This window comes from Paenibacillus sp. FSL R7-0333 (assembly GCF_038000365.1).
Classification (GTDB): Bacteria; Bacillota; Bacilli; order Paenibacillales; family Paenibacillaceae; genus Paenibacillus_AQ; species Paenibacillus_AQ silagei.
This window is the reverse complement of record NZ_JBBOBZ010000001.1, coordinates 1,543,817-1,560,038: the sequence shown is the minus strand read 5'-3', so window position 1 is coordinate 1,560,038 and position 16,222 is coordinate 1,543,817. Positions and strand designations below refer to the sequence as shown.

Annotated in this window: 15 protein-coding genes and 1 riboswitch; of the genes, 2 read left to right on the top strand and 13 right to left on the bottom strand. The window is 54.7% G+C overall.

Going from position 1 to position 16,222, the window contains the following annotated elements:
* Position 1 precedes the first annotated feature (1 nt).
* Complete coding sequence (gene spoVAC, locus MKY86_RS06485) at positions 2-499, bottom strand: stage V sporulation protein AC (protein ID WP_076079722.1); 498 nt, start codon at positions 497-499, stop codon at positions 2-4.
* Between the two features lie 134 nt (positions 500-633).
* The gene (locus MKY86_RS06480) at positions 634-810 is read right to left on the bottom strand and encodes a hypothetical protein (protein ID WP_209878112.1); all 177 of its coding nucleotides are present in this window, start codon (positions 808-810) and stop codon (positions 634-636) included.
* Between the two features lie 148 nt (positions 811-958).
* Here MKY86_RS06480 and MKY86_RS06475 point away from each other — a divergent pair, with 148 nt between their 5' ends.
* Positions 959-2,032, top strand: a complete 1,074-nt coding sequence (locus MKY86_RS06475) for a M42 family metallopeptidase (protein WP_076079723.1) — start codon at positions 959-961, stop codon at positions 2,030-2,032.
* A gap of 203 nt (positions 2,033-2,235) precedes the next feature.
* Here MKY86_RS06475 and MKY86_RS06470 read toward each other — a convergent pair whose 3' ends face one another.
* From MKY86_RS06470 to MKY86_RS06435, 8 genes are all read right to left on the bottom strand, one after another.
* On the bottom strand, positions 2,236-3,381 hold the full coding sequence (locus tag MKY86_RS06470) for a mannitol-1-phosphate 5-dehydrogenase (RefSeq protein ID WP_076079724.1): 1,146 nt from the start codon (positions 3,379-3,381) through the stop codon (positions 2,236-2,238).
* On the bottom strand, positions 3,381-3,815 hold the full coding sequence (locus tag MKY86_RS06465) for a PTS sugar transporter subunit IIA (protein ID WP_076079725.1): 435 nt from the start codon (positions 3,813-3,815) through the stop codon (positions 3,381-3,383). The genes MKY86_RS06470 and MKY86_RS06465 overlap by 1 nt, the downstream gene beginning before the upstream one ends.
* A gap of 16 nt (positions 3,816-3,831) precedes the next feature.
* Positions 3,832-5,898: a BglG family transcription antiterminator gene (locus MKY86_RS06460; protein ID WP_076079726.1), complete on the bottom strand. Its 2,067-nt coding sequence runs from the start codon at positions 5,896-5,898 to the stop codon at positions 3,832-3,834.
* Between the two features lie 108 nt (positions 5,899-6,006).
* Complete coding sequence (locus tag MKY86_RS06455) at positions 6,007-7,446, bottom strand: PTS mannitol transporter subunit IICB (RefSeq protein ID WP_076079727.1); 1,440 nt, start codon at positions 7,444-7,446, stop codon at positions 6,007-6,009.
* A 761-nt stretch (positions 7,447-8,207) separates the two neighbouring features.
* Positions 8,208-9,071 (bottom strand): aldo/keto reductase, encoded by an 864-nt coding sequence (locus MKY86_RS06450; protein ID WP_076079728.1) that lies wholly within the window; start codon positions 9,069-9,071, stop codon positions 8,208-8,210.
* Between the two features lie 110 nt (positions 9,072-9,181).
* A complete protein-coding gene (locus tag MKY86_RS06445) occupies positions 9,182-9,496 on the bottom strand; it encodes a DMT family transporter (RefSeq protein ID WP_076079729.1) in 315 nt (104 codons plus the stop codon).
* A gap of 1 nt (position 9,497) precedes the next feature.
* Complete coding sequence (locus MKY86_RS06440) at positions 9,498-9,857, bottom strand: DMT family transporter (RefSeq protein ID WP_076079730.1); 360 nt, start codon at positions 9,855-9,857, stop codon at positions 9,498-9,500.
* 58 nt (positions 9,858-9,915) lie between these two features.
* Positions 9,916-10,027: riboswitch (guanidine-I (ykkC/yxkD leader) on the bottom strand.
* Between the two features lie 61 nt (positions 10,028-10,088).
* The gene (locus MKY86_RS06435) at positions 10,089-12,368 is read right to left on the bottom strand and encodes a glycoside hydrolase family 3 C-terminal domain-containing protein (protein WP_076079731.1); all 2,280 of its coding nucleotides are present in this window, start codon (positions 12,366-12,368) and stop codon (positions 10,089-10,091) included.
* 116 nt (positions 12,369-12,484) lie between these two features.
* On the opposite strand from MKY86_RS06435, the gene MKY86_RS06430 reads away from it, so the two are divergent.
* Positions 12,485-13,741, top strand: a complete 1,257-nt coding sequence (locus tag MKY86_RS06430) for a helix-turn-helix domain-containing protein (protein ID WP_076079732.1) — start codon at positions 12,485-12,487, stop codon at positions 13,739-13,741.
* Between the two features lie 79 nt (positions 13,742-13,820).
* Here MKY86_RS06430 and MKY86_RS06425 read toward each other — a convergent pair whose 3' ends face one another.
* From MKY86_RS06425 to MKY86_RS06415, 3 genes are all read right to left on the bottom strand, one after another.
* A complete protein-coding gene (locus MKY86_RS06425; protein WP_340826656.1) occupies positions 13,821-14,072 on the bottom strand; it encodes a hypothetical protein in 252 nt (83 codons plus the stop codon).
* Positions 14,073-14,275: 203 nt separating this feature from the next.
* Positions 14,276-14,716, bottom strand: a complete 441-nt coding sequence (locus MKY86_RS06420) for a DUF5680 domain-containing protein (RefSeq protein WP_076079734.1) — start codon at positions 14,714-14,716, stop codon at positions 14,276-14,278.
* Positions 14,717-14,941: 225 nt separating this feature from the next.
* Complete coding sequence (locus MKY86_RS06415) at positions 14,942-16,189, bottom strand: MFS transporter (protein WP_340827773.1); 1,248 nt, start codon at positions 16,187-16,189, stop codon at positions 14,942-14,944.
* Positions 16,190-16,222: the final 33 nt, after the last annotated feature.

The window sequence follows — 16,222 nt, the reverse complement described above, 5'->3', positions numbered from 1 at the left end:
TTTAATGCGCACCTCCCCAGCCCATAACGGCATACACTACACCCACGATAAAAGCGGCAACGACACCGAACACAATAACCGACCCGGCCAGCTTGAACATGTTCCCGCCCACGCCCAGTACCAGCCCTTCAGCCCTGTGCTCCAGTGCGGCAGAGCACATGCTGTTGGCGAATCCTGTGACGGGCACCGCTGTGCCTGCACCGCACCACTGGGCGAGCTTGTCATATACCCCGAAGCTGGTCAGAATGACGGAGAGCAGAATCAGAATGGCCACGGTCGGACTTGCCGCCTCTCTTGAGGTCATATCGAATATCGCCATGAATGCTTCCTGGATGCCTTGTCCCAGCACACAGATGAGTCCCCCGGAGAGGAAGGCGCGTATACAATTTTTGAATACAGGACGAGAAGGCACGTAAGGCTTGGCCAATTCCTGATAAGCCTTCGGGGTCAGACCGTCAAGGTTCAGCTTGACGCCTGACTTTTTTGTTTTTGCCGGCAATGCAGACACCCCCTGAACTGTTGGATACGAAAGGGAACGGGCAGCGGGTAAGCTGTAGTCCCGTTCCTTCGTGCTATGCGGAATTAAGTTTTCCTTATTGTTCACTTCAGGCGGCCCCGTTATGTCCCTCCTGCTCAGGAAAAATAAAACAGCACAACAATCAGCAGCAGAAACAGCACCAGAATCAGCACTGCCTCATTCTCCCGCCCGTACCGGCGGCGGTACCGCCTGGGCAAGCCCTGCCTGCGGACCGGCACTTTCCGGAAACCGCTCCGGCTGCCTGCCTGGGCTACGCTCCCCGAGAGCCACATTCTCCTCGCTTCCTTTCTCCGGCCCCTGCCTGCAGAGCCCTTACCGTATAGTATTCGCACAATGAGCCTCTGTGTTCATTTGCCCTTCCAGCATGGACAAGAGGCGCAACAATGTTCATACTAGATGACATAAAGGAGCGATATATGTATGAATACAGACACACTTGAATTATTTAAGACATTGACTGAATTCCCCTCAGCCTCCGGCTTCGAGCGCGAACTGCGCGCTTATGTCAAAGAGGCAATGACGCCTTATACGGACGAATTTGTACAGGACCGACTGGGCAGCCTGTTCGGCGTGATGCGCGGTGAAGTAAGCGGTCCCAAGATTATGGTGGCCGGCCATTTCGATGAGGTAGGCTTCATGGTTACCGGCATTACAGACAACGGGATGATCCGCTTCACACCGCTGGGCGGATGGCTGGCTTCGGCCGTGGCCTCACAGCGCCTGCAGATTATTACGCCGAAGGGTACGCTGAACGGCGTGGTCGGCAGTACACCTATCCATCTGCTGAGCGCGGATGAACGCGGCAAGGCCGGGGAGATCAGCAAGATGTACATCGATATCGGCGCAGACAGCCGGGAAGAGGCGCAGAGCTTCGGTGTAGCTCCGGGACAGCAGGTCGTGCCGGTCTGCCCGTTCACACCGCTGGCCAATCCGAAGAAGATTATGGCCAAGGCCTGGGACAACCGCTACGGTGTCGGCCTGGCTATTGAATTAATGAAGGAACTGCACGGACAAGCCTTGCCGAATACGCTCTACTGCGGCGCTACCGTTCAGGAAGAGGTCGGGCTGCGCGGTGCCCGGACGGCTGCCAATCTGCTGCAGCCGGATATTTTCTTCGGGCTGGATGCCAGCGCCGCTGCCGATATGACCGGCGACCGCCAGGCCTTCGGCCATCTGGGCCAGGGCGCGCTGCTGCGTATTTTTGACCCGACGATGATTACCCACCGGGGACTGATTGAATATGTGCAGGATACGGCTGATACCCATAAGATCAAATACCAGTATTTCGTCTCCCAGGGAGGAACGGATGCGGGTCAGGTGCATCTCAGCGGAATCGGTATTCCTTCAGCGGTGATCGGGATTTGCTCCCGTTACATCCACACGGCAACCTCGATCATCCACAGTGATGATTATGCGGCAGCCAAAGAGCTGCTGATTAAGCTGGTACAAGGACTGGACCGCACGACACTGCAGACGATTCTGGAGAAAAGCTAATAGCCTCCCCACAAAGTGGGGCTTTAGCTCCGAAGCTTATTCAAGTACTTAGCGGGGACCCCAGAACATATAAAGTCTTATCTTTCAAGCGAAAAACCGTATTGCCACTCTTTTAAGAGTCACAGACTAACGCAAACAGCCGCAGGGATAAGCTTATAGGCTTTCCCTGCGGCTGTATTTTTATGTTGTTAGCTCATATGTCCTTAGCTCAGCTTCGCGTATTGCTCCATCGCCGACTGATGAATAGGGTGATCCGCAGCAAGACCCGTATACTTCGTCAGCGCTGCTTCTGCTCCAAGCTCCGCGATTGCGGCCCCCAGCTCCACCGCTTCGGGGTCATCGCCTGCCTTGAACAGCAGCGCACCGGCCATGGAACGTGTCAACGCCGTGTAGCTCAGCCCTCTGTCATACGCCTGCGTTGCAGGGGATACCAGACGGTCATTTGGCGACAGCTTGCGCAGCGGCGAACGGCCTACACGGGACACCTCATCGGTCAGCGCCGGATTGTGGAAGCGCTCCAGGATTTTATCGATATACTTACTGTGCTCTACTTCATCGAAGCCATGCTTCTGGACCAGCACCGCGCCGGTCTCCTCAAGTACCTCACGAACCTTCGCCGTTAACGCCTCATCCGCCATAGCCTGCTGTATGGTCTCGTAGCCCTGCAGATAGCCCAGGTACGCCGCAGAGCAGTGCCCCGTGTTCACAGTGAAGAGCTTGCGTTCAATATACGGCTCCAGATTCTCTACATAATGCACACCTTCAACCGGCGTATAGCCCGGGATCATCTGCGAGGCGTCCACCACCCATTCATAGAACGGCTCAACGACCACCTTCAGAATATCCTCATGCTGCTGGAGCGGAACGATCCGGTCCACTGCCGCGTTAGGAAAAGCAACCGAAGATTCAGCCTTCTCACGTGCAGCTTCATCGAGCTTCGCGTACACCAGCTCCTTGAGCTGTGCACTGCCGCCAATCGCATTCTCGCAGGCAATGACATGCAGCGGTGCGGAGGAGACAGCTACTCTCCGGCGGATGCCGTCCGCCACCGTTCCCGCAATGTGCTTCAGAATGGACACGCCGACCGCGGTTGTAACCAGATCGGCTTCAGCAATGGCGGCCGCCACTTCATCCGCATGCGTGACACTGCTAAGAGCCGTTACATTCTTCACGATGACCGTTTCCTGACCGTCGCTGGCCAGCGTGACCGGATACTCGCCGCGTTCCTTGAGCTGGGTAACAAAGGCCTCATTCACATCCACAAAAGTTACTTCATAGCCCGCCTGCGACAGCAGCAGCCCGATGAAGCCCCTGCCGATATTGCCCGCGCCGAAATGGACCGCCTTCATTACTCCAGTCCCCCTTCGAAGATTGCAATAACATCAGCAGCCGTAGGGGCGTTCATTACGCGGTCAATAGCATCATCCTCGGTGAAAATCATCGCCACGTTCGTCAGAACCTCCATATGCCCGTCACCTGCGGCTGCAATGCCGATGACTACAAACGCCGGCTCATCGCCGCCGAAATCCACCCCGTCCGGAAAGCGGATGATAGACAACCCAGTTGACTTGATAAAAGGCCGCGCTTCTTTGGTACCATGCGGAATAGCCAATCCGCCGCCCATATAAGTGGACACCACTTCCTCGCGCTCCAGCATCTTGGGAACATATTCCTCCGTTACATGCCCTGCATCGACCAGCAGCTTGCCCGCCATCTTGATGGCTTCGTATTTATCGTTTGCCGCACCGTGCATAATCACTTTATTTTCTGACAGTATACTCATATGGTTTCTCCCGCTTTCAACTTTTATTTTGGAAAAAATGAAGCAGCTCCGAGGACAAATACCCCCGGATCTCTGACTCTGAACGTTCTTCAAGCAATTGAACCAGCTCGGAATTCAGCAGCAGGGCGCTGATCTCGCTGAGCACCTCCAGGCTCTCCTTGGAGAGTCTGCGCGGAGCCAGCATGAGCAGAATGACTCTGACCTCTGTATCCCCCTCCAGAATTACGGGCTGATCGAGCCGGTACAGGGTCAGCGAGGACAGGTGAATATGGCTGCTTCTGGTATGGAACAGCGCCAATGCGGTATCCGGGATCACCTGGCTGGTCATCCGCTCCCGTTCGAGCAGACGCTCCAACACAATACCGGCATCCCCGACCACGCCGTTTCCATTCAGTGTCTCCAGCATCTCCACTATCGTCGCTGACAGATCCATCCCCTTATTATCAATCGGATGGAAGCGGAACCGCTCCAGCAAGCTGACGATCTCATCCAGAATGCCCTTGTAGCTCCTGAGCCGTTCAAGCGAGGCTTCTTCCCTTGCCGCATGTTCCGGTTCACCGGACATCCCCTTCCCTCGTTCCCGCAGGGTAGTATTCTGGATGTAATTCAGCAGCTTCTCAATCTCCTCCGCTGTGAGCAGGGGGCTGATCTTGATGTAACGCTCCTTATCAATCGGCAGATCAATGGTAGATATAATCAGATCGTAATCTTCATCCGGCAGGCGCGCCGCTTCATACCAGGAGATGTTGCCGAGAATCTCAATCTGTGGCATTTCCTTGGTCAGCCGGGTGGCTAGCAGACGGGAGGAGCTGAGACCGCTGGCACAGACCAGAATGGCTCTTACGTTGCGCCTTAGCTGGTTCAGCCGCTCTGCGGAAGCTCCGAAATGCATGACCAGAAATCCGATCTCTTCATCCGGAATCGCAAGTTCCAGCTGCATATCCTCCACGGCTGCGCGGATGATGTTGAACAAATATTCGTAATCCCTGCGGATCGGGCCGAGCAGCGGGTTGCGGATGCGTGTGCCTTCCCGGATCCGCTTCAGCGCCGGATCAATATGCTCCAGCAGCCCCTCGCGCAGAGTACGGTCACTCTGGAAGGGCAGCCCTGTCCGCTTGACCACACTCTCCGTCAGCTTATAGACAATCTCCATTAATTCAATATCGCCATAGGCGTAGCCCGACGAGGAGAAGGAATCCTGGACCCGGTCGAACAGCCCGGCGATATACAGAATCTCTACCCGGGGGATTTTCAGCTTAAGCACCTCAGCGAGCTGCCCCACAAATCGCTCGGCTCCGGCAATGTTCCGGTGATCGGACACCCTGGAATAGCCCGCTTCCGCCCCGCTGTCGATGCTTCGGCTAAGCTCAATCCGCCGGGTAGTGACAGCAAGGGCCAGGAGCATCTCCATATAGACAATTTCGGGCAGCTCCGCAGTCCATTTCCATTCCATATCCCACAGCGTATTCTCTACTTCCATAAGGTTGGATTGTCCAACTGTAGTTAATAGAACACGAAAAGCCGGATTGCTCTCAGCCACAGAACCATGGCCAACCAGATCAGACAAATCCAGATGCTCTGCGGCTAACCGTCCAATCGCCCGGCGCTTGTCGATCTCGCTGCCGGTGATTTCTACGCCGTAGCCTCGTCTACGAACCAGCTCCAGGCCGAACTTACGGACCCATTGCTCCAGTTCATCCAGATCGTAGCTAATAGAAGCAACTGTAACCTTGAGGGAATGCGCAAGTGTGAACAGCTTCACCGGCTCCTCTGCCTCCAGCAGCACGCAGAGCTCGAATACCTTGCGGTCTTCGCCGGAATAATCCGCCGGCTTCTCTTCCCGCAGGAATAGGCGCAGCTCCGCAAGACCGGCCTCCGGGCCGCTCAACTGGATGCCTTTGCCTGATTTTTTGATCAGATCAAGACCAAAGTCCTCAAGCGCGGACTCTATATCCTCCATCTCCCGGTGTACGGTTCTTACGCTTACCCCGGTAGCCTCGGCAATTTTTACAGCGGTAATCTCTCCGCTTGCTTCAAGCAGAAGCCACAGGATCTGGCGCTGTCTGGCGGTAATTTTCGTCATTTCCGCTAACCCTCCGCCTTGCATCAAGTACAAACGGATATGCCGTCCTATAAGGGACGGCATCCGTTTCAGCGAGAACTATATACTTAGATTTTACACTTGTGCCTCTTACTTCAAACGTTCTACGAGCTCATCATATTTCGGGCTCTTCAGGAAGTTATCGATCGAGATATGCTCTGCCTGCGGATTGCTGGCAATCGCCCGGTCGGTAAGAGTTTTCTGGGTGACCACGATATCCGCATCCGCCGGAATTTCACTGACCGCAGAGTTCGTAACGGTGACATTCACCCCTGCATTTTGCAGCTTCTTTCTCAGGACCGAAGCGCCCATGGCACTGGATCCCATCCCTGCATCACAAGCGAAGACGATTTTGTTCACATTGGCTTTGCTGCGGACATTGGAAGCTACAGCTGTAGTTGCGGCGGTCTGTGCTGCTGTACCGGCCGACTTCATGTCTCTCATTCTGGCTTCTGCCGCTTCCAGATCCATCTCCTCTTCATCATTACTCTTGGAAGATCTCAGAAGCACAGCTGCAATCAGGAACGATACGATGGTAGCCACGACAACCCCTGCAATCATCGGAAGATATCCGCCCTTAGGCGTCATTGCGAAATAGGCAAAGATACTGCCTGGTGAAGGCGAAGCTACCAGACCGGCGCCCAGCATCTGGAAGGTGAATGTACCGGACATTCCGCCGCCGATGACCGCCAGAATCAGACGAGGGTTCATGAGGATGTAAGGGAAGTAGATCTCATGAATCCCGCCCAGGAAGTGAATGATAATAGCGCCCGGTGCAGAGGATTTGGCAGAGCCTTTGCCCGCCAGCCAGTATGCAAGCAGGATACCCAGACCAGGACCCGGATTCGATTCAAGCATGAACAGGATGGATTTGCCGATTCTCTGGGACTCTTCAAGCGCAATCGGTCCCAGTACCCCGTGGTTAATTGCATTGTTCAGGAACAATACCTTGGCCGGCTCAATGATGATATTGATGAGCGGCAGCAGGTTATGGTTCACCAGGAACTCCACGCCATTCGAGAGGATATTGGTCAAGCCTTGAACCAGCGGTCCAACGCCCTTTAAGGCTCCCAGAGTCAGCGCACCACCGATGATGCCCAGCGAGAAGTTGTTGACCAGCATTTCGAACCCGGCTCTGATTTTGCCGTCCACAGCTCTGTCGAACTGCTTCAGCACCCAGGCAGCCAGCGGACCGACAATCATCGCACCCAGGAACATTGGAATCGTCGAGCCGACGATAACCCCCATGGTGACCAGCGCGCCGATGACAGCACCGCGTTTGCCGTGAACCATCTGTCCGCCGGTGTACCCGATCAAGAGAGGAAGCAGGTAGTTAATGATTGGGCCTACTAGAGCTGCAAGGCTCTCATTGGGATACCAGCCCGTTGGAATGAATAATGCTGTAATTAATCCCCAAGCGATAAAAGCGCCGATATTCGGCATAACCATACCGCTGAGCATACGTCCGAATTGTTGAACCTTCACCCTTGCACCGCCGGATGAAGCTTGTTTCGTTGCCGTTGTGGCCATTTAAGATGCCCCCTTATTGTAATGAACGGGAACCTTCCGCACCGCATACTGAAAGGTGTTTTCCCTTTGAACACATCGTAAATCAAAGCGCTTTCTTTGTCACCAAATTGAAAACACGGTTTCGGCATGAACATTGTTGACAACATTTAAGAGCTCCTGCCAAGGGGCTTAAGTCCAGTATCCGCCTTGCTTCCAACGGCCTACAAGCTTCTCCATAGGTTGCACAAATTCCCGTATAATATCATTTAAGGCTTGGGTAGTGTAAAGAATAGAATCAACCTGCGGATGGATAATGTAAGAACTTAGGGGTGTAGCTCATACAGCTATATTTGCCCGCTGTCGGGGGCATGCGGAGAATTCAGGGGCACTTGTGCTCCTCATTTACACCTTTGGTCCACTTTCTGGGAATTCAGGAGCATTAGTACTCCTCATTGGCTCCCTCGGCCCTCATTCGAGGAATTCAGGGGTATTAGTGCTCCTCATTGGCTCCCTCGGCCCACTTTCTGCAAATTCAGGAGCATTAGTGCCCCTCATTTACAGCCTGTAGGCGGTATCCGACCCCGCACCTTTGCGTCAGACATTGTATTCGGTTTTCCGCATACATTTGGCTCACACACCTTCATGTCGCGTATTGTATTCGGTTTTCCACATACATTTGGCTCACGTACCTTAGCAGCTTCCATATTACTGTTTCCCAGACAACAAAAAAGCCGCCCCCTCACCGGAGACAGCTATGCCATGCAACAGCGGTTAAGCTATGATTAAATCATGTCCAGCGGAACCTTCCACGACGGCTGGGGAAAAGCATCGTCGAGCTGCCACAACTCTTCGTCTGAAAGCACAAGCTTCGCGGCAGCGGCATTCTCATTCACATGTTCGCGGGTGGCGGCTTTGGGGATAGCCAGGATATCCTCGTCCCGGATACTCCAGGCCAGCAGAACCTGCAGCGGAGTGACCTCATGATTCCGGGCAATCTGCTGCACAGCTTCATTCTCAGTCAGCCCTTTTCTCAGCGTGCCTGCCTGGGCCAGCGGAGAATAGGCCATGACAGGAATCTTATGTCCTCTCAGCCAGGGCAGCAGATCATGCTCGATCCCTCTTGAGCCCAGATGGTAGAGCACTTGATTGACTGCGCAGTGATTGCCACCGGGAATACTCAGCAGCTCCTGCATATCTGCCGTATCCAGATTGGATACGCCCCAGCGGGCGATTTTGCCCGAAGCAACCAGTGCCTCCATCCCCTCCACGGTCTCTTCCAGAGGAATGTTGCCGCGCCAATGCAGCAGGTACAGGTCCAGATGGTCCGTGCCGAGCCGCTTCAGACTGGCTTCGCAGCTGCTAATCAGCTTAGTCCCGCCCGCATTATGCGGATAGACCTTGGAGACCAGAAATACGCTGTCGCGGATTCCCCGCAGCGCTTCACCAACCAACTCCTCGGAGCGGCCGTCCCCGTACATCTCAGCCGTATCAATCAGATTCATCCCCAGCTCTACACCCTGGCGAAGCGCAGCAATCTCTTCTGCCCGCTTCCCCGGCTGGTCGCCAATCCGCCACGTTCCCTGCCCCAGTCTGGGCAGCACGGCTCCGTCCTTCAGGCGGATATTCTCAGATACAGGTCTGCTCATATGTGATAAGTCTCCTTATAAGAATAATGTTCTTACTTACTATACTTACCATATCCAGGGCAACGAAACATCCGTTAAGTGTCCAACTCAGTAACGTTTCAGCGGAATTCTCAGCCGATCAGCTTCAGGCCGGCTACGGCTCCCAGAATCACTACAATGCAGACAATCCGCTTCACATCCCTTGCTTCACCGTAGAACAACATGCCCATAATCGCTGCCCCTGACGCTCCAATCCCTGTCCAGATCGCATATGCAATCCCCATCGGCAGACTCTCCATCGCCAGAGACAGCAGCAGGAAGCTTGCCCCGAAGCCTAGAACCAGCAGGCAGACAGACTGCCAGTTGCGGTCCTTGTGCAGCTTGCCAATCATGGCGACCCCGAACATTTCACATATACCAGCGGCAATCAGCATCACCCATGCCATATCAGTTCAGCTCCTTTGTCTGTTCAGATTCAGCCTGAGCCGGGGTAACCAGCTTCAGTCCGACGACCCCGGCCAGCAGCAGGCCAATCAACAACAGCTTCAACGGCCGCAGCGGTTCACCGAATAGAACTCCTCCCGCCAGAACGGTACCCGCGGTTCCAAGTCCGACAAATACAGCATAGACCGTCCCGACCGGCAGCCTGCCGCTGGCCCAGATGAGGGCGTAGAAGCTGATCACGATAGCCGCTACAGTAACCGCCCATTCCCATGGAGCGGAGGCGTGCTTCAGCCCGATGACCCATACCACTTCAAAGCAAGCAGCGCCTGCAATCATGATCCAGCTCTTAGTGCTCTTCTTCATTTCTCCTGCCTCCTATTTCATAAAATAAGCCCGGAAGGTTATCGTCATTATTGACGATACCTCCCGGGCTTTTGTCCCTCCGTGTATACACGGATTGGCTTCATCCGTGTGTTCTCCCTCGGACCAGGCCAGCGGTGTGTACCTGCTGCGGAACCCTAGAGAACTATTAACTGCTTATGAACTTACAACGTATGTTAGCAAATTACGTTGCCAAAAGCAACTCTGTATCTCTTACTCCTGTCCGGCCAGCCTGTTCAGCTCCTGTAGATCCGCTTCCAGATCCGCCTCGGTATACTTGCCCTGACCGAAGCCGATCATGGCGCGCAGCGGCATGTATTTCATCATGGCCAGCAGCATCTCCGGATTGTCGCCAAGCACATCCTCCAGCCCGAACACGCTGCTGAAGCTCTTCGCCTTCTCCTCCGTCAGCGGATTGGCAAGCAGGTCACCGACGGTGGTGTTGCGGTGGAACCGGGCGGGCAGCTTCACGGTGGATTCTACCTCAAGCTCCGTGCTCAGGCGGATATCGCGTGACGAAGCTCCAACAGATATCTTGAACATCCCGCTCTCTACATGCCAGTCAGCCAGCTTCACATTGTAGTAGGCAAAGGAACGCTTATCCAAAGTGAAGGTTACGATGCGTTCTTCCCCAGGCTGCAGCTCAATCTTGCCGAAGCCCTTCAACTCCTGCAGAGGACGGATCACACGGCTCTCCACATCACTGACATAGAGCTGTACGACTTCCTTGCCCGCTCTGCTGCCGGTGTTCTTGACAGTGACCGATACCTGAACGGTATCTGTGTCCTGAATGCGGGTCTGATCTAGCAGCAGGCGACTGTACTCGAATTCCGTGTAGCTAAGGCCGTAGCCGAAGGGGAACAGCGGCTCGATTTCTTTTTTGTCATAATAACGGTAGCCTACGAACAAGCCTTCCTTGTACTCCACCGTATCGCCTTCACCGGGGAAGTTCAGGAATGACGGATTGTCGCTCAGCTTCATAGGGAAGGTCTCCGCCAGCTTACCGCTCGGGGTCACTTCGCCGAACAACAGATCCGCAACCGCACCGCCAAAAGCCTGACCGCCCAGGTAGCCTTCAAGCACCGCCTTCGCCCTATGCAGCCAAGGCATCTCGACCGGCGCGCCGTTGCTCAGCACTACAATAATTTCGCTCTGAACCTCGGCCACCGCTTCAATCAGCGCCTTATGGCTCGCAGGAAGCAGCAGATGGCTACGGTCATAGCCCTCCGATTCGTAGCGGTCAGGCAGACCAAGGAACAGCACAGCTGCATCCGCCTTAGCTGCTGTATCACAGGCTTCGCGCAGCAGATCAGCATTGATGTCATCGCTCTCCAGCTCATAGCCCTGTGCGTACAGGAAGCTGGCCGCATCCCCGGCAACAGCTTGCAATTCGACGAAGGCATCATCCATCCGGGATGGATTCACATGCGAGCTGCCCCCGCCCTGATACCGCGGCTGCTTGGCGAATTCACCGATCACGGCGATCCGGCCGCTCTTCACGAGGGGCAGAATCCCGCCTTCGTTCTTCAGCAGCACCATACTCTCCCGGGCCACTTCGCGTGCAAGGTGATGATGCTTATCTGCATTGAAGACCGCTTGCGGGTTGCGGTTTTCGACACTTTTGAAGATAAAGGCCAGCATCCGCTCTACAGCGAGATCCAGCGTCTCCATAGCCAATTCACCGCTCTTCACAGCCGCTACAATCTTGGCGTCTCCGATTCCAGCGCTTGACGGCATTTCCAGCTCAAGCCCTGCTGCCAGTGCCTTTACCCGCTCATTGACAGCTCCCCAGTCGGACACGACGAAGCCTTCGAAGCCCCATTCCTCACGCAGCACCTTGGTCAGCAGCTCATAGCTCTCGGAAGCATACTCTCCGTTCACCTGATTATACGAGCACATCACACTCCACGGCTGGCTCTGCTTCACCGTGCCCTCGAAGCTGGCGAGGTAGATCTCGCGGAGCGTCCGCTCATCAATAACCGCATCCACTGACATGCGGCGGTGTTCCTGGTTATTGGCAGCATAATGCTTCAGCGACGTCCCCACTCCCTGGCTCTGCACACCCTTCACATGATTTGCAGCCATCTCTGAGGCCAGGAACGGGTCCTCCGAGAAATATTCAAAGTTCCGCCCATTCAGCGGAGAACGCTTAATATTATTGCCTGGTCCGAGCAGAACGGCGACATTCTCCACCTGGCATTCCGTTCCCAGCGCCTCGCCCACCCTGAAGATCAGATCACGGTCCCACGAGGAGGCAAGTCCGGCTGCTGACGGAAAACAGGTTGCCGGTACACTGTTATTCAATCCAAGATGGTCTGCGTCACCCTGCTGCTTGCGGAGACCGTGGGGACCGTCTGTTACCATCACTGAGGGGATACCCAGACGTTCAATGCCTTTGGTGTTCCAGAAATCCAGCCCGGAGCAGAGTCCGGCCTTCTCTTCCAGTGTCATTTGCGAAATGAGCTTTTGAAGCTCTGTTACGTCCTTTGCCATTATATAGCCTCCTATGAATACGGTTTCTTGACTCCATTCTATACGACTGTTCCGGCCAATTATGGTACTCTCATTCGATTTTTGGTATTCTAAGTAGACAAAAGAGGGGGCGGCCTATGGTGAAGGGTATCGGGAATGACGAAGGTATACAGTACATCTGCAAGCTGATCTACGAAGCTTACCGGGTCCCGGTCTTGTGGGTTGATGAAGCGGCTGCGCCCCGTCTAGCCCTGGGACCGGCTGCACTAAACCGCCCTTCCGTTCAGGGAACGGGCGGCCTGCCGGTTGAGGTGATGGAGCTAGTGCGTGCGGACCCCAGCGCGGAAGCCGCCGCACCCGCGTTACCGCGTCTGTACGCGACTGGCTTTCTGGAGAATTTCATTATTCTCCAGCTTCCCGGCGCTGACGGTGCCATCGTCACCGGTCCGGCACTGAACGCACCTGTTACCGGTGATAATGCAGCCAGCCTGCTGCGCGACCACAACATCCCGCCCGGGCAGCAGGCAAGCTGGCTAGAGTATTACGGCAACCTGCCTATAATTAGCCGGAGGCGCTGGTATCATGCGGCGCTGCTGCTCTACACGCTTGTCACCGGGCAGGCATTATCCGTAACGGAGCTGCTGCTGGCGGCGGGTACGCTGGCGGAACCGCTGCATCCGGCTGACGACAGCCCGGATCTGGACTTGTCCTACCGCCGCGAGCATACATGGCTGCACCATGACCCGATGCAGGAACGCGAAATGTTCCGCTACATTACCAATGGGGACAAGGCGGGGCTGCTGCGGACCCATGCTTCTTTTGCCGAAGAGAGCTACGGAAGGTTGTCCCGCAAAAGCCAGCTGCGCAGCAAAAAAAATCTGGCTGTCTCCTCTATCACGCTGGCCACACGCGCGGCGATTGAAGGCGGGCTGTTCTGGGAGATTGCCTATACGCTAAGCGACTTCCATATCCAGTATATCGAGGAGCTCCGCGATATTCCGGCGGTGGACCGTGCTATGCTGGCCGCGCTTTGTGACTTTGCCGATCAGGTAGAGGGCAGCCGCAGCGCAAGACATTCCCGCATCTCCGACCGGTGCCGGAATTATATTTACAATCATCTGTATGAGGAGTTGCCACTCGGCAGGCTGGCTGAATACGCCGGAATGAGCGCCAGTTATCTGTCCCAGCTGTTCAAAAAAGAAACCGGCACCGCCATCAGCGACTATATCCAGCAGCAGCGGGTCGAAGAAGCCAAGCGTCTGATCCAGCAGCCCGGTTTCACGCTATCGGATATTGCTACCCGTCTTCATTTTAACGACCAGAGCTATTTCACCAAGGTATTCAAGAAGTATACCGGCCTCACCCCGAGACAATTCAAGCAGCACTCCAAGTAGTTTCCAGAATTATGGTATGATTCTGCTATGAGGGCAATCCTACATTTGGTTAAAGGAGAGGTTCTGCATGGTTGGAAGCTTAATATTCGTAGTAGCAGTTATATTCGTTGCGGTGATGGCTATTAATCGAAGCAATCGGAATGCCCGGTACAAAAATTACGGCAATAGAACCCGCTCTCACGCGGGAGATCATTATTTCATCGCAGGTACGGGAGCCGATGCGGGCAGCTTCAACGAAGACAGCCGCCACAAAATTCATCCGGGCACGGACGGGCACAGCGGTGCCAGCCATCATCATGGCCACCACCACGGGAATCATGCCCATGATCATAATCACGGCAGCCAAGGGGGCTGGGACAGCGGCGGTCACAGCAGCCATGGAGGCGGTGATTCCGGCGGTGGTGGAGATTCTGGTGGCGGTGGCGGAGACTGACGGATAAAATCATGGAGCCTCTCAGACTGCCGGGAAGCGGCAGCCTGGGAGGCTTCTGTGGTGAAATGGATTACGGGGAACGCTTGCTGCGTCTGAATGGGCTACTCTTTAACGCTTCCGCCATGGAACACACATTCATACACTTTCGTCTCTCCAGTCCAAATCTCCTCCACCCCGCTGAACCAGGAGAAATCTCCGGTTACGGAGCATTTATAGCTGTGCTGACCCTCCGAATAATGCTCCGGTCCACGAAAGGGCTTCTCTTCCGGGACCCGGAGCAGAGCAGCCTTCAGAAAATCAGGGTTGAAGCCTGCTGCGGTTACTCTCCCTATGTAATTCATCGCCCAGAACGGCTTGTCATCCTCCCACAAAGCTTCTTGTCCGGCAAACTTCTCTGCGCCCAGGTAGGTATCTATGTACTTCAGGTTCCCGCGCATGAACTCCAAATCATGAGAGGCTGGCCGTGAGGATTGTCCCTGCGGACCTTTTCCTGCATAAGTAGCTTTCTTGGCTTCAATCAGAAACTGAATTTGCTCCAACATAATAATCATCCTCCAGAAATTTATCTCCGTTATAATAGAACATATGTTCCGATTTAACAGTGACTAATCTCATAAGAGCAAAATCTTCGTGAACAGGGAACGTAACGTAAGTAGTAAAGAGCGGCGCTCAACATCTAAAACCAGTTAGTCTTAGTACTTCTCCCGAAATCAGGTGCACCTATGCCCCTCATTTGTCATCCCGCCGGTGCATCCCGGGTTAGGCTGTTACTGGGACGGGCTGATGAACTCCTGCTGTTCGACACGGACTCTCCGGGCCGGGGCGAGTACAGACTGGAGGCTAAGGGCCAGCAGAAACGCCATGAAGAACAGCATAGTGGAGATGCCGAAGATCAATCTGGCTCCAGTGTACACATACAACCATCCGAAGAATAAATAAGATAGCATATTGGTCGCCAGCGGACCGCCTTCAAACACGGAACCGACGCGTCCGAGCAGGTTCTCAGGAACATAGGTCATTAACAGAGTGGACAGCGTAATGCTCAGCAGGGATATGCCAATCCCGATAATGACACGGCTGAGCAGCATGGGCCAAGAGCCGAAAGAGAGCGTGAGCAGCAACAGCCCCAGAGTCATGACCGCTGCTCCCCAAATGTTGATTCGCACATAATTTTTGAATTTCGCCCCAAGCAGGTTCAGACCGAGCGCCCCCGCGAACATACCGATGCCCCCGGCGGTGCTTGCCCAGGCTAAGTAATTCTGGTCTAAATGCAGCTCTTTCACCACGAAATAGATGTTTAACAGATTAATCGCCCCTGTGCACGCCCCCATTACCGCCAACATGATAAATAAGCGTTGGGTGAGCGCAGAAGCGAAGATATACCGGAAGCCTTCCAGGACATCCACCCAAAAGGAGGTTGCCGGACCGGAACCGGTGGGTACTTCGAGGGGGGCCGGTCTCACCTTAAGACCCAGAATGAACAGGCTGCCAGCGATGAAACAAAAGCCGTCCACAATTAAAGAAGTAGAGGCCCCCCACCACTCATAGACAAAGGCTCCGATGGCTGGCCCGGCAAGACTGATCAGCGTATCTACCGTCTTCACAGAGGAACTGGCGGTACCGTAATCCTCGTTGTCCACGGCGGTGACCGTCAATTTACTGATGGCAGGCTGAAAAAATTGCTGAACCGTACACGTGAAGGCCAGCATGACCAGCAAAAGCGGCACCTGCTCCATCCAGATTAATCCGGCCAGTACAAAAGACATCGCAGCCCGGATCACCAGTGTCGCCTGCAGCACCTTCTTAGGTTTTCTGCGGTCAACCCATGTTCCGGCAAGAGGAGCCATGATAAAGACCGGAAGCATCTGGGCAAACAAAAGAGCCGTCCGGTAAAAGACAGCTTGATCCGCTTCCGCAAATACCCAGAACAGGATAGCCCAGTTCCTGATCTCATCTCCTATAGAGGATAAGGTCTGCGTGCACCATAACCGGCGGAACACTCCGTTCTTCAGCATACTCCACAAAGCAAGGCCCCCTCTCTCTCGGTA